7 protein-coding genes are annotated in these 14,503 nt (G+C 68.1%); all 7 read right to left on the reverse strand.

What is annotated here, in order from left to right; all coding sequences use genetic code 11:
• Position 1 precedes the first annotated feature (1 nt).
• Positions 2 to 1,546, reverse strand: a complete 1,545-nt coding sequence (locus ACIBCN_RS13735; RefSeq protein ID WP_396991818.1) for an acyl-CoA carboxylase subunit beta — start codon at positions 1,544 to 1,546, stop codon at positions 2 to 4.
• Between the two features lie 179 nt (positions 1,547 to 1,725).
• A complete protein-coding gene (gene pks13 / locus ACIBCN_RS13740) occupies positions 1,726 to 7,203 on the reverse strand; it encodes a polyketide synthase Pks13 (protein ID WP_396991819.1) in 5,478 nt (1,825 codons plus the stop codon).
• A 90-nt stretch (positions 7,204 to 7,293) separates the two neighbouring features.
• Positions 7,294 to 9,207 carry a long-chain-fatty-acid--AMP ligase FadD32 gene (fadD32, locus tag ACIBCN_RS13745; RefSeq protein ID WP_396991820.1) on the reverse strand — a complete coding sequence of 638 codons (1,914 nt, stop codon included), beginning with the start codon at positions 9,205 to 9,207 and terminating at the stop codon, positions 7,294 to 7,296.
• Positions 9,208 to 9,398: 191 nt separating this feature from the next.
• Positions 9,399 to 10,418 (reverse strand): LLM class F420-dependent oxidoreductase, encoded by a 1,020-nt coding sequence (locus tag ACIBCN_RS13750; protein WP_396991821.1) that lies wholly within the window; start codon positions 10,416 to 10,418, stop codon positions 9,399 to 9,401.
• A gap of 246 nt (positions 10,419 to 10,664) precedes the next feature.
• Positions 10,665 to 11,630 carry a cutinase family protein gene (locus tag ACIBCN_RS13755; protein WP_396991822.1) on the reverse strand — a complete coding sequence of 322 codons (966 nt, stop codon included), beginning with the start codon at positions 11,628 to 11,630 and terminating at the stop codon, positions 10,665 to 10,667.
• 17 nt (positions 11,631 to 11,647) lie between these two features.
• Positions 11,648 to 12,184: a DUF732 domain-containing protein gene (locus ACIBCN_RS13760; RefSeq protein WP_396991823.1), complete on the reverse strand. Its 537-nt coding sequence runs from the start codon at positions 12,182 to 12,184 to the stop codon at positions 11,648 to 11,650.
• 295 nt (positions 12,185 to 12,479) lie between these two features.
• A complete protein-coding gene (locus ACIBCN_RS13765; protein WP_396991907.1) occupies positions 12,480 to 14,279 on the reverse strand; it encodes an alpha/beta hydrolase-fold protein in 1,800 nt (599 codons plus the stop codon).
• Between the last annotated feature and the right edge of the window lie 224 nt (positions 14,280 to 14,503).

Genomic DNA, 14,503 nt, shown 5'->3' on the forward strand with positions numbered 1-14,503 from the left:
TTTACAGCGGCAGCAGGTGGTGCTTGCGCGGATTGCGCGCCAGCGACTTGTCCCGCAGCAGCTGCAAGGCTTTGCGCAATTCCAGCCGGGTGTTGGCGGGCTCGATGACCGCGTCGATGTAGCCGCGCTCGGCGGCCACCCACGGCGTCGCCATGGTGGCGTTGTAGAAGTCGATCATCTGCTGGCGCACCGCCGCCCGCTGCTCCTCCGGCGCGGCCTCGATCTGCTTGCCGCCGATCAGGCTCACCGCGCTCTCGGCACCCATCACCGCGATGCGCGCGGTCGGCCAGGCCAGGTTCACGTCTGCGCCGAGCTGCTTGGAGCCCATCACCGCGTAGCCGCCGCCGTACGACTTGCGAATCACGACAGTCACTTTCGGTACCGTCGCCTCCACATAGGAGAACAGGAACCGGCCCCCGCGCTTGATCACGCCGATCTTCTCCTGCTCCACTCCGGGCAGGAAGCCCGGGGTGTCGACAACGAAGACCAGCGGGATCTCGAACGCGTCGCTCAGGCGCACGAAATGCGCCGCCTTGTCCGAGGCCCGCGCGTCCAGCGCGCCCGCGTAGACCATCGGCTGATTGGCCACGACAGCGACGGGACGACCGTCGACGCGGGCGAAGCCGGTGATGATGTTGCGTCCCGCGGTAGCGCCGATCTCGTGGAAGCCGCCGTCGTCGAAGATGCGCAGCAGGATGTCGTGCATGTCGTAGGCGGCGTTATCCGAGTCCGGCACCAGGGAATTCAGTTCCCGGTCGCTGTCGGTGAGCTCCGGTTCCAGGCCGGGATTCACGATCGGCGGCAGCTCCTGGCAGCTGGTCGGCAGGAAGCTCAGATAGTCGCGCACCCACTCGAACGCCGACTTCTCGTCCGGCGCGACGTGATGGATGTTGCCGTACTCGGCCTGGCTCTGCGCGCCGCCGAGCTCCTCGAGGCTGACGTCCTCGCCGGTGACCTCGCGAATCACCTTAGGGCCGGTGACGAACATGTACGCCTCTTCGGTCGCCACCACCACGTCGGTGTTGATCGGGGCATACACCGCACCGCCCGCGCACTTGCCGAGGATCATCGAGATCTGCGGCACCAGACCGGACAGCGGCTCCTGCCGACGACCCAGCTCGGCGTACCAGGCCAGCGAGGTCACCGCCTCCTGCACGCGCGCGCCGCCGGAGTCGTTGATGCCGACCACCGGGCAGCCGACCTTCGCCGCGTATTCCATGATCCCGGCGACCTTGCGCCCGAACATCTCGCCGACCGAACCGCCGTAGACGGTCTGGTCGTGCGAGAACACCGCGACCGGTCGGCCTTCGACGAGGCCGTGCCCGGTGACCACGCCGTCGCCGTAGAGCGCGGTGGGGTCACCCGGCTTGCGCACCAGCGCACCGATTTCCACGAAGGTGCCTGGATCGAGCAGCATGTTGATCCGGTCGCGGGCACTGGGGATGCCCTTCTTCGCCCGCTTCGCCACTCCCGCTTCGCCCGCCGGTTCCTGCGCGAGATCCAGTCTTTTACGCAGGTCGGCAAGCTTCTCAGCAGTAGTGCTCACAGCTCCACCTCGCTAGCGCTCGGCTCCGCCGTGCCCACCGGCGCTGCGTAGTTGGTTCGCTCGCTGCGCTCACTCACAGCTCCACCTCGCTAGCGCTCGGCTCCGCCGTGCCCACCGGCGCTGCGTAGTTGGTTCGCGCGCTTCGCTTGCTCACGTAGCCCCTTTCGTCAGGTGCACCCCTAAGGGGCAATCACCGCAAGCTTCGCGGTGAGGTCGGCTCCGATCTTTCCGATCCGCGGTTCATCGACGATCTGCAGGTGGTCGCCCGGGATGTGGATGACCTCGAGGTTTGGAATGTATTCGTCCCAACCACCATTCGGGCGCCGATCGGCGTAACGGGGCTCCAATTCGATCATGCCGTCCTGGTAGCGATCGGCGAGATACAGCACAACATCACCGTCGTACCGGGTCGGCGTGGTCTTGGCCAGGTGCCGTCCCTCGATCCACGAGGTGCGCTGATGCTCGAGCACGCCACCGGGAATCTTGGTACCGCTGATCTTGACCAGATCGCTGATCATCTTGAACTGCTCTTCATCGGAAGCCGCGGCCAGCTCCTGCAGCTGCTCCGGCGGGAGTTCGCCCTCGACGCCATAGGTCTTCTTCGCGAACACCTGGTAGCGCTCGATCCGGCGCACCCGTTCTTCCGGGCTGTTGTCTTCGTTCTCGACCGGGATGGCCAGGTCGATCAGGCCGACGATGCGCACGTCGGCACCTTCGGCGCGCAGCAGCTGCGCGACCTGCAGTGCGAACACGGCGCCGAGTGACCAGCCGTACAGGACGTACGGGCCGTCACCCTGCATCTTGCGCAGCTCGGTCACGTACTGCTGCGAGCGCTCCAGGATGTCGCCTTCGACGCGCTCGAAGCCGTACATGGGCGTGCCCGCCGGCAGTCGCTTCAGCAGCGGCTCGTAGACCAGCGTGTTGCCGCCCGACGGGTGGAACACGAAGACGGGCACCGCATTCGAGCCCGCTTCGCGCGGCCGCAGCGGCCGGATGAAGCCGTCCACGTCGGCGCCGCTGTCCTGCAGGTTGCGCACCACATCGGCGAGCTGCTCGATGGTCTCGCAGTCGAGCACGTCGTCGACGGTGACCTCGGCCTTGACCCGCTCGGTGAGTCGGTCCGCCAGCTTCTCGGCGACCTCTTCCTCGAGGATCGGCAGGGTGTTGAAGATGCCACCCGCCGACTTGCCGGTGACGATCGCCCAGGTGGCGAAGGTCAGGCGCTCAGCGGCGTCGCGAGGCGGCACGTCGTCGTCCTCGTCGGCCGCGGACGGCGCGCCGAACACCGGCTTTGTCGTAGCCGCTTGCGTGGTGACCGCCTCGGCGGCACCCACCGCGGTGGTGTCCACGTTGTCGAGGGACTGGGTGGTCGCCGCTTCCTTCGCATCTGCCGCGTCGGCCTGCTCCTGCGAGACCGGAGCGGGTGTCGCCGTGCCGGGCGCGGCACCGGCGATGCCCGCGGCGGTCTCGGCCTCCGAGACGATCTCCGCGGCTTCGGCGGCCACGGACGTGCTCGCCACGTCCAGCGAAACACCTTCGGCGGCAGCCGCTTTCGCTACCACGGCAGCCGGGTCCGCGCCGGCTTCGACGGCGGCGCGCGCCGCGGCGACGAACCCGCCGTCGACCACGATCTCCTCGCCCGCCGCCTGCCGCTCGGCCACCGCACGCATCTCTTCGCGGTGTTCGACGGCGTAGCGCAGCACCTTGCCGACCTCGTTGAGGTTGGCGTCGCGCACGGCCTGGATCTGCAGCTGCGGGATGTCGAATTCGTATTCGACGCGGTTCTTGATGCGCATCGCCATCAGCGAGTCGAGGCCGAGCTCCATCAGCGGGATCTCCATCGGGAGGTCCTCGACCGCGTAGCCCATCGACTCGGCGACGATCAGCGCGAGCCGGTCGTCGAGCGACTGGTTGCCGGTGGGGTCCCACCGGTCACCGAAGGTCTCCACCACCTCGAGGTCGGTGCTACCGGCCGGGGCGACCGCCGTGCCGGTAGAAGAGGACTCGGCCGACGGCGTTGGATGGTCGCTCCGCAGGCTCCGCTCCGGAGATTCGGGCAGCGGCGCAGCGGAGGTGACCACCGCGTCGAACAGCAGCCGGAAGGTCGCGCCCTCCTTGGCGTGCACCTGCACCGACGCACCGCCCGGATGGGGGGTCAGCGTGGTGGTCAGCGTGCCCGCGGCGGGCACGGCGGCGTGTGCGATCGAGGCGCCGAGCGTCACGTCGCTGAGTACCTGTGCCGCAGCGGCATTCACCAGCGCGGCGAGATCGCCTGCCGATTCGGCCTGCACCTCCCACGCGTGCCTGCCGTCGGGCAGCGCCACGTGCGCGCCGGGCGCCCCGGTGTTCCCGGTCGCGGCCAGCGAGACCTTCGGCCAGAACTCCTTGCGCACGAACTTGGTTCGCGGAATGTCGGCGTAGTCGCCCGGCGTCAGCAGCGACGTGAGGTCGACCTTGTGCCCGTGCACGTACAGCTGGGCCAGCGCGCCGATCACGCCGGCGGCCTCGTCTTCCTTGCGCTTCAGCGTCGGGATGAGCTGCGCGTCGTGCAGGCCCGCCGCGAAGGTGGTGCCGAGCACCTGCATCAGCGCAACGGAATTCGGCGCGAGCTCGAGGAAGGTGGTGTGCCCGGCGTCCACCGCGAGCTTCACCGCGTTGGTGAAGTACACGCTGTGGCGCAGGTTCTTGACCCAGTAGTCCTCGGTGTGCACCGGATCGTTGCCGGGGCGGTAGAACTCGCCCTTGTGCACCGTCGAGTAGAGGCCGGTCTTCAGCTTGGTCGGCTCGATGCCTGCCAGTTCCGCGGCCAGCTCGCCGAGCAGCGGGTCCATCTGCGAGGTGTGGCCCGCGCCGCGGGTCTGCAGGATGCGGGCGAACTTGCCCGCCGCCTCGACCCGCGCGACGATCGCCTCGACCTGATCCTTCGGGCCGCCGATCACCGTGTTGGTCGGCGCCGCGTACACGCCGACCTCGACGTCGGGGTACTCGGTGAGCAGCTCTTCGATGTCCTCGGCGCTGTATTCGACGAGTGCCATATTGCGCACGTCGTCGTCGGTGATCATCTGCTCGCCCTCGTACATCAGCCGCGAGCGCGCGCAGATCACCCGCACCGCGTCCGCGAGCGGGAGGCCACCGGCGATATAGGCCTCGGCGACCTCACCCATCGAATGGCCGACCACCGCGTCAGGCTCCGCGCCGTGTGCGCGCAGCACCGCGGCAAGGCCGATCTGGATGGTGAAGATGCCGACCTGCGAGGTGCCGACGTTGTAGTCCTGGCTGTCGTCGAGGAACAGCTCGCGGATCGAGTACCCGGCCTCGTCCTCTACCAGCGCGTCGACCTCGTCGACGGCCTTGGCGAAGATCGTGTTCTCCAGGTAGAGCCGCTTGGCCATCTTGCGATGCTGCGCACCGAAACCGGAGAGCACCCAGACCGGACCCATGACCGCGGGCGCGTCGGCGGTGAACACCCCGGCGCCCGGCTTGCTCGCCGCGATAGCGCGCAGGCCGGAGACGGCCTCCTCGTGGGTGCTGGCGAGCACCACGCCGCGCGAACGCCAGTGGCTGCGCTTGGCCAGCGACCGCGCCACGTCCTCGAGCGAAACGTCGCGGCCCGCATCGGATTCCAGCCAGTCGGCCAGCTCCGCCGCGGCCCGGCGGCGGCGTGAGGGCAGGTAGCCGGAGACCGGCAGGATCACCGGCAGCGGCTCGGTGCGCTCGGCGGTCCATTCGGCAACGGGGGCAACGGTTTCCGTGACCGAAGCGGTGACTTCCGCGGCAGGCGCGACGATTTCGGCGTCTTCCTCGACAACCGCGTCCGCTTCCGCGATCACGTCGGTCGTCTCGTCGTCGAGTTCGGCATCGAGCGCGGCGGCGTCGACCGCCTCGGGTGCGGCCGGCTCGACGGCCGCGACCTCGGCCGAGGCCGGAACGTATTCCTGCACAACGACATGCGCGTTGGTGCCGCCGAAGCCGAAGCCGGAGATGCCGATGGTGGCGGTGCCGCTGTAGCGCGGGAATTCCGTCGGCTCGACGACCACCTTCAGGTGCGACTGATCCCACGGGATGTACGGGTTGGGGCCCGCGTAGTTGATGTTCGGCGGAATGACGTTGTGCTGCAGGCCCATCACCACCTTGGCCAGGCTTGCCGCACCCGCGCCGGACTCCAGGTGGCCGAAGTTGGTCTTGGCCGAACCGAGCAGCGCGGGCTTGTCCTCGTCGCGACCGCGGCCGACCACCTTGGCCAGTGCGTCGGCCTCGATCGGATCGCCGAGCGGGGTGCCGGTGCCGTGTGCCTCGATGTAGTCGACGGTGGACGGCACGATGCCCGCGTCCCGGTACGCCCGGCGCAGCACATCGGCCTGGGCGTCGGGGTTCGGCGCGTACAGGCCGTTGGAGCGGCCGTCGCTGTTGACCGCGGAACCCTTGATCACGGCCATGATTCGGTCGCCGTCACGTTCGGCGTCGGCGAGGCGCTTGAGCACGAACAGCCCCGCGCCCTCCGAGCGGACCATGCCGTCGGCGTCCGACGAGAAGGCCTTGACCCGGCCGTTCTTGGCGACGCCGCCGCCCATGTCGAAGCCGAGGGTGGCCATCGGCGCCAAGATCATGTTCACGCCACCGGCCAGCGCCACATCGGCGTCGCCCTCACGCAGCGCGCGCACCGCCTGATGCACCGCGACCAGGGTCGACGAGCAGGCGGTGTCGACGGTGACCGAGGGGCCACGGAAGTCGTAGAAGTAGGAGACGCGGTTGGCGATGATGCCGTTCGAGCTGCCGCTGATGCCGTACGCCTGCGCCGACGCAGGCACGTTCGGCCCCTGATCGGCGCCGAGTCCGAGCGCGGCGATCAGCATGAAGTCGCTGGTGGACGAGCCGATGAACATGCCGACCGGCTGGCCCTTGAGCTCGCTCGCCGGAATCCGGGCGTGCTCCAACGCTTCCCAGGTCAGCTCCATCATCAGGCGCTGCTGCGGATCGACCCGCTCGACCTCGATGGGCGACATCGCGAAGAACTCCGCGTCGAAGCCCTTGACCACGTCCTGGTCGAGATAGCCGCCGAGGGTGTTGCCGTCGGCGATGGCCTTGGCGGCCGCGGGGTTGCTGGTGAACTCCGCCCACCTACCCTCCGGCAGTTCCCGGATGGCGTCGCCGCGACCGATCAGGAAGTCCCAGGTGGACTCGGGGGTGTCGCCCGCGCCGGGCAGCCGGGTGGACAGGCCGATGATGGCGATGTCGTGCGCTTCGCCCGGGGTGAAGCCGTCGGTGTAGAAGGCATCGCCGGACGCCTCTTCGGCGGTCTCCGGCTCACCGTTGATGACCATCTCGGCCAGCGAGGCGATCGTCGGATGCTGGAAGTAGGCGGTCGCGGTGAGCACCACGCCGGTCAGATCCTCGATGTCACCGACGAGCGCGATGGCGTCGCGCGAGGCGAGCCCGAACTCCTCCATCGGCCGGTCGACGGTGATCTGCTCGACCGGCTGCCCGATCGCGTCGGCGACCCAGTTGCGCAGCCAGTCCCGCAGCTCGGCGACCGTCATGTCGGTCTGTGCGCCGCCGGCGGTGGAGGCGGCGGCCACCTGACCGGAAGCCTGGTCGGCCTCCGCGCCGGCGGGCAGGGATTCGGTCGTCGTGGTGGACGTGCCCTCGTTGTCAGCCATCAATTCCTCAAGCTACCTGTCTGCGAACCGGGCGTGCCGCGCTTGGGACATTGGACGACATGTCGGCTGTCCGAGGCCACCCCTGGGCAATTACTCTTCCGGTGCATCGGGGAACGCCTGCTGGGTGTAACCACCCCGTAGCGTTCCCTCGAGGTAGGCGGCCTTGCAGGCCCGCCGGGCGATCTTGCCGCTGGAGGTACGCGGGATGGAACCCGCGGGGACCAGCAGTACGTCTCGAACGGTGACACCGTGGCGCGACGCCACCGCGGCGCGCACCTCGTCGGCGATGGGCAGCGGATCGGCCTTGCCCGCGCCCGGGCCACGCTCGGCCACGATCACGAGCTGCTCGGAGGCGTCGTCGGCATCGAACTTCAGGCCCGAATGGCTGCCCTGGTCGAAGACGAGCGCGGGTAGCTGATTCGCGGGCACCGAGAACGCGGCGATGAATCCGGGCCGCAGCGCCTTCGAGGATTCCTGTGCGGAGAACTCGAGATCCTGCGGGTAGTGGTTGCGGCCGTCGACGATCACCAGGTCCTTCACCCGCCCGGTGATGTACAGCTCGCCGTCCAGGTACACGCCGTAGTCGCCGGTGCGCATCCAGTTGGCGTCGCGCTCGGTGCCTTCGGCGTGGCTGCCCTCGGCCAACCGGTGCGGCACCTTGTTCTGGAAGGTCGCCGACGTTTCGTCCGGCCGGCCCCAGTACCCGATGCCCATGTTGTTGCCGTGCAGCCAGATCTCGCCGACCCGGCCGTCGGGCTGCTCGGCCCCACCGTCGACCTCGACGGTCTCCGGGTCGACGATCACGGCCCACTGCGACAGCGCGACGTAACCGCAGGAGACCTGCGCGATGGCGTTCTCGGTGCCCGGCTCGACCTTGACCATGCGGCCCGCGTTGAGCTCGATGCGGTCCACGTAGGTGACCTTGGCTTCGTCCTCGGCCTTGGTCGCCGACACGAACAGCGTCGCCTCGGCCATGCCGTAGCACGGCTTGATCGCCGTCTTGGGCAGGCCGTAAGGCGCGAACGCCTCGTTGAACTTCTTCATCGAGGAGGTGGTGACCGGCTCGCTGCCGTTGATCAGGCCGATCACGTTCGATAGGTCCAGCGACTCGCCGTTCTTGGGCAGGCCACGCGCCGCGGCGTGCTCGAACGCGAAATTCGGTGCGGCGGCGAAGGTTCCGGCGCCGTCGGCCTGCGCGGCGAGTTCCTTGATCCAGCGGTACGGGCGGCGGACGAACGCGCTCGGCGACATGATGGTGATGTACTTGCCGCCGACCGCGGGCAGGATCACCGTCAGCAGACCCATGTCGTGGAACATCGGCAGCCAGGTGACCCCGCGCGAGTTCCAGTCCAGGTTGATCGCGTCGACCATCTGCAACAGGTTGGTGCCGACCGCCCGGTGCGTGATCTCCACGCCTGCCGGGGTACGGGTCGAGCCCGAGGTGTACTGCAGGTAGGCGATGTCGTCGACCGCGACGTCCGGACGCATCCAGCTTTCGCCGACCGTATCCGGGATCGCGTCCACCGCGATGATGCGCGGACGCTGCGCGAAGGGCATCGAGCGGAACAACTGCCGCACCCCGGCCGCCGACGAACTGGCCGTGAGTACGGCCGAGGGCTCGCAGTCGCCGAGCACGGCATGCAGGCGGTCGGTGTGACCCGGCTCGTCCGGATCGAACAGCGGCACCGAGATGGTGCCCGCGTAGATCGCGGCGAAGAAGGAGATCACATAATCCAGGCCCTGCGGCGCGAGGATCGCGACCCGGTCGCCCGGGTTGGTCACCTGCTGCAGTCGAGCGGCCACCGCGCGCAGCCGAATGCCGAACTCACGCCACGTCAGTTCCTGCGCCTCGCCGTCGCGCTCACGCGAGTAATCGATGTAGCGGTACGCCAGGGTGTTCGCGTCGTTCCGGGTGTGCTTCTCGACGTGGTCGACCAGGGTGTGATCCTCGGGAATTCGGATGTTCCCGGTCTCGTCCAGGTAGTCGTCGAAAGTCTCTTCCATTCCTTCTTCTCCTCCGAGGCACACGCAGCAATACGGCGACAACGCCGTTGTTACCTGTGAGGCCCCGACTCGCTTTCGCCCGCGGGTGGCTCCAAGTGCCCGAGTCAGCCTGCAGTTATTGGGCGGTCTGCGCGGTGACCGCTATCGGCTAGATGTACTCAAACCAGAGTCATGTTACAGAGAAGCCCGGCTCACTCGTCTCGCAGCAGGGGAATAACGGGGGCGAACGCGTCCATCTGGGTGGGAAACACCCCGACATACGACATCGAGGTGAGTTGGCGCACACGACGGATCTGCTCGGCGATTTCCTCGAAACTGCCGATCGCCACGTAGGGCGACTGCAGGATGTCCTCGACCGAAAGCTTCACGTCCACTTCGAGATCCGGGTGCAGACCGCGCTCGATCGCGGAAAGTGCCATCTCAGCGGTCTTCTCGCGATCGTCGGTGATGACGATGGCGGTGATGGCCCAGTTGAGCTCGATATCGGCGAACCGGTCACCCGCCGCCTCGCGGATCAGGTTCACCTTCTCGATCGTCTTCTCGAGCGTGATACCCGACAAGAGGCCTTTACCGTTCTTCGTGGTCACCGGCACGATCGAGATGATGTCGGCGTGCTTGGCGGCCAGCCGCAGCATCTTCGGACCACCGCCGCCGGTGCAGATCGGCGGGCGCGGGCCCTGCCGCGGCCGTGGCGTGCCCTTGATCCCGTGGACCTGGTAGTACTTGCCCTCGAAGGTGCACTCCTGGCCGCGCAGCAGCACGTCGAGGATGGTCAGCGTCTCGTCCAGCTTCTCGAGCCGAACACCGGGCGACTCGTAGGGCAGGCCGGCCGCGAGGAACTCGTCCTGCTTCCAGCCCGCGCCGACACCCACCTCGAGCCGGCCCTTGGACAGCACGTCGATGGTGGCCAGGTCCTTGGCCAGCACCACGGGGTGCCGGAAACCGTTGGCCAGCACCGAGGTTCCGAGGCGGATCTTCTCGGTGGCCTGCGTGAGCGCGCCGAGCGCGGCGATCGGGCCGATCTGATCACCGAGGTGATCCGGCACGAAGAAGGTGTCGAAGCCGTACTCCTCGGCCTGCTGCGCCGTCTGAACGAACTTGCGGGCGCCACCCTCTTGCTTGTTTCCCTCGCCCGCTGCCCCGAAGCGGAAGCTGCGCAGCGGCGTACCGAGCGCGGTCAACTCACCGGCTGGTGCGGCGGCTTCTGTCATGAACTCATGCTCCTGGCTGTAAGGAAGTTCGGGCGCGACGGTGCAGGACGATCCCACCCCGAACACGAAGTCGGTGTTGCCTGCGTCGCGATCACCAGCGGCACTTTACAGCGTCCTGCCCAACGGGAGTCGCGCTTGCCGGAGCAGTTCTAGGTGTACTGCGTGCCGAGCGGAACATTGACTGTGAGTTCTCACGACTCCACCGCGCCGACGCTCGGCTCCGCCGTGCGAACACACGCGGCTCACTCACGAATGCGCCGGATGCGGTGCCGCTTCGATGACCCCGTTCGCCCAGTTGACGGTCCACTGGGTGGAGGTCGCTCCGTTGTCCTCGACCACGAAACCGTTGTACAGCGCGTGCACCGGATTGCCCGCCGCACGCACCAGCGCGCCGACGCTGCCCATGATGTTGAACGGGCTCAACGCCTGTCGCGGCGCGTCGCATATCAGGTCGCCCTGCGCGCAGATGGTGAAGGTGCGCGGGGCCAGTTCGCCGAAGCCGCCGGGCCGCGGACCGGTCATCGTGATGCCGGGAACGTTGAGACCCTTCAACGCGACCTCCGCGCCGACGCCCGCGGGCACCGCGCCGACCTGAACCGCTTCGCCAGGACCGGTGTCGCCGGTGCGCCTGCCGTCCGAAATCAGCGTCACGCCGAGCACCTTGTTCGCGGGCACCGGCCCCTTACCCTGGCCGATGTCGGAGGCCACGTCGCCCGCGATCACCGCGCCCTGCGAGAACCCGGCGATCACGTAGCTGGTCAGCGGACAGTCGCGGTAGCGCGCGGCCATCGCGTCGACCATCCGCTGGGTGCCCTCGGACCGGCTGTCGTTGTACGACGCCTGACCGTCCGGCGGCAGCGCGATCGGATTGGAGAACTGCGCCACGTACGGGACGGTGTACACGTCCAGCCGTTCCTTCGGAAACTGCTGACCGACCGGGTTGGAGACGTTGAGCATCAACGAGTTCGGATTCGCCGTCGGGTTGTGCGGGTCATCGTTACTGTTGGACTCCCAGGTGCCCGGCACCGCGATCATCTGCACGTCCGGGCAATCCGCCGACTGCGAAGTCGGCTCCTTCGGCGGCTTGGGCCCCGGCTTCGGCTGCCGCAGCAAACCGGCGAGCAGATACCAGAGCAGCAACACCACGATGATGATCAGAATCGGAATTCCGATCAGCAGGAGACAACCCGCCGGCCTGGACCGGCGGGACATCGAACCGCGGCGGGGGTTCACTTGCAGTACGTCTGCTTAGCGGCGCTGATGTAAACCTGCCCGGCCTTCTCCACCGGCATCTTCGCCGGATCGAAGGACGGATCGGAACCGGCCATCGCGGTCACGAAGGTCATCAGATCCTGATCGGAAGCACCGGACGCGGTGCCCTGGCACACATAATTCGCCACGCTCAACGCGATATCAGGGGTAGACGGGGTAATACCCTGCTGCTTGAGCGCGTCGAGGTACTTCTTGTCCTTATCGGTGAGCTTCGAGGTATCCGCGGGCGGCGCGGACTCGATCGGCTGCGGACGCTCCGGCGCCACCGTCTCGGCCGGCGGCTGCTCGGGCGCAGGCGCCGGAGCGGGCGCAGGAGCCTGCTGACCGGGATCGACACTGGTGCTGGACGCGGCGGGCGGCTGCGTCGCCGCCGTGGTACGGGTCAGCGTCGGCGTGCTCGACGCGGTCGAGTCATTGCCGCCACAGGCGGCGAGCAGGCCGGTCGCGGCGATCGCCACCACAACGCCGAATACCTTGCCACGGGTCCTCTGCATGAATTCTGTCCTCGATCTGTTCGCAAACGGGGGAGGTCGCCCCCCAACATAGCTGGATTTATTTGCCGCGTGGCCGCGGCGTGTTCGTGGCCCCCGGTGTCTCACGTCCGAGCTGTCGAGACTCGCGCCTGCGGCGCATGCGCTTCGACAGCTCGGACGTGAGACGGGCCACGAACGGTCGCTCGTAAGACTCGCTCCGTTGGGGGCTGGGTTGGGCGGGTACGTCTTGGTCGGTGTCTGCCCCGGTGGTGGGACGGCCACATGGTGTTAGCCAGGGGTTGGGGCGGCCAAACTATTACAGGCCGTGTACTTCTGGTTTTCCGTCTTTGATGACGATGAAGCCGGTTTGGAAGTTCTGCTGGACGCCGCCGGGGACGGGGAACTCGTCGCTGATCGGGTAGCCGAGTTTGCCGTTCTCGTAGCCGAGTACCTGCCAGGCGTCCATGATGGGGCCGTTCTTCACGGCCCAGGTGCCGGACAGGGGGCTCCAGTAGATGTTGCCGCCCTCGAAATGGCTGTAGCGGCCGAGGTCTTTGAGTGGCTGCTCCTCGGAGAGGGGGAAGCCGAGCCAGCTGTTCTCGTAACCCATTTGGGCGTACTTGCCGAGGATCATGCCCTGGACGCGGTGCACGCCGGTTTTGGCGCTGTAGTAGAACGGGCCGTTCTCGAAGGACTGCACGGCGCCGTCGCGGTTCGGGGTCTTCACCTCGGGTGCGACCGGGTAGCCTGCCGGGCCGCCCTCGTAACCCTGCTTGCCCCATTCGTCGAGGATCGCGCCGCGCACCACCTGGGCACCGGTCTGCGGGGTCCAGTACAGCGCGCCGTTCTGGAAGGTCTGCGTGCGGCCCTTGCCGTCCGGCAGCCCGCGTTCGTCGCTGGTCGGCAGTCCGAGTGGTCCGGCGGCGCCCTGCGCGGCCTGGTACCCGCCGCCGATCATGCCGCCGACCGGATGCGCGCCGCCCGCCGGTGTGAAGTAGACCCGGCCGGACCGGAAGTCCTGCGCCACGCCACCCGCCACCGGGTACTCGGCGGACAGGCAGTCGCCGAGCCAATTGTTCGCCGCGGCCACGGTGGCGATCTGGCCACCCACGGTGCAGCCGGTCTTGCCGGGATCGACACCGAGCGCGGTGGCGGCCTGGGCCCAGGACTGCCGCATCTCGAAGTCCCAGTACGGCCACGAATGCGTGCCGGACGGGCGGTAATTCACCTGCGCGGGGATGGCCAGCCTGCCGAGCTTGGTGACGAAGTTCTGCGAGGTGAGCCGCGACAGGATCTCCAGTCCCATGCCCGCGTAGTTGGTGCTGACGCCGGGGATGCCGGACGCCTGATCGAACGGCCCGGTGGCGCCACTACCGCTGGAGACGTAGAGGGACACGCCCTTCAGCTTGTCCGCCTGCGTGTACGGGTCGTGCGCGGCCCATTCCGGACTGGTCGGCGGGCCCCACATGGCGCCGACGTCGTAGCCGCCCGCGTCGCGCATGGCGAACTGGATGGCCTGCGGCATGCCGATCGTGGTGGTGGTGAGGAAGCCCGAGTAGGACGCGGCGTACTTGGCGAAGCCGGGATTGCGCGCGGCGAGGAACATGGCCGCCGTGCCACCCATCGAAAGGCCTTCCATGCCACGGACATCCGTCGCCCGCCAGTCGCCCTCGAGCAGCGGCGGCAGCTCCTTGGTCAGGAAGGTCTCCCACTTGTAGGTTTTGCCGTTGTTCGGCTGGACCCAGTCGGAGTAGAAGCTGGCCTGGCCGCCGACGGGCAGCACCACGGTGACGTTCTTGTCGGCGAAGAAGTCGACGGCGCCCGCGTCCTTGGTCCAGCCGCTCTCGTCGTCCTCGGCGCGCAGGCCGTCGAGCAGGTACAGCACCGGGAAGCGGGCGTCGGGGCGGGTGTTCCAGTCCTTGGCGAGCAGTAGCTGCACCTGGATCGGTGTGGCCATCGACGGCGAGTTGATCCACAGCGCGACCCGGCGGTCGGTCAGCCAGACCACCTTCTGCACGGTCGCCGGAGCGACCGCCTCCGCGGCGGGGCCGGGAGCCGGGGCCAGCGCGGGCTGGGCGTAGGCGGGTGCGATGCCCGCGGCCAACGGGATCACCATGGCGGTGGCGAGCAGCACTAACCGCCCGCGAGCCGGACGAGCGCCACGACGCTCGCGTCTCCCCCATCTGCCGCGCCGAATCCCTGCCACAAGAGCTTTCTACTCCCGTGCGCGCCGTGTTCGGTGGAGGACACGCACGATAAGAAAACCCTCATGTTCGTTTTGCGGGCTCGCACAACGCATCCGGCGCCACCGCCTCCGTGCTGGAAGCCGCGGCGCCGAAG

Source organism: Nocardia sp. NPDC051052 (assembly GCF_044456045.1).
GTDB lineage: Bacteria > Actinomycetota > Actinomycetes > Mycobacteriales > Mycobacteriaceae > Nocardia.

Coding starts and splice junctions, on each gene's coding strand:
- pks13 (WP_396991819.1), bottom strand. CDS start 7,203: ATGGCTGACAACGAGGGCACGTCCACCACGACGACCGAATCCCTGCCC.
- ACIBCN_RS13755 (WP_396991822.1), bottom strand. CDS start 11,630: ATGTCCCGCCGGTCCAGGCCGGCGGGTTGTCTCCTGCTGATCGGAATT.
- fadD32 (WP_396991820.1), bottom strand. CDS start 9,207: ATGGAAGAGACTTTCGACGACTACCTGGACGAGACCGGGAACATCCGA.
- ACIBCN_RS13760 (WP_396991823.1), bottom strand. CDS start 12,184: ATGCAGAGGACCCGTGGCAAGGTATTCGGCGTTGTGGTGGCGATCGCC.
- ACIBCN_RS13765 (WP_396991907.1), bottom strand. CDS start 14,279: ATGGTGATCCCGTTGGCCGCGGGCATCGCACCCGCCTACGCCCAGCCC.
- ACIBCN_RS13750 (WP_396991821.1), bottom strand. CDS start 10,418: ATGACAGAAGCCGCCGCACCAGCCGGTGAGTTGACCGCGCTCGGTACG.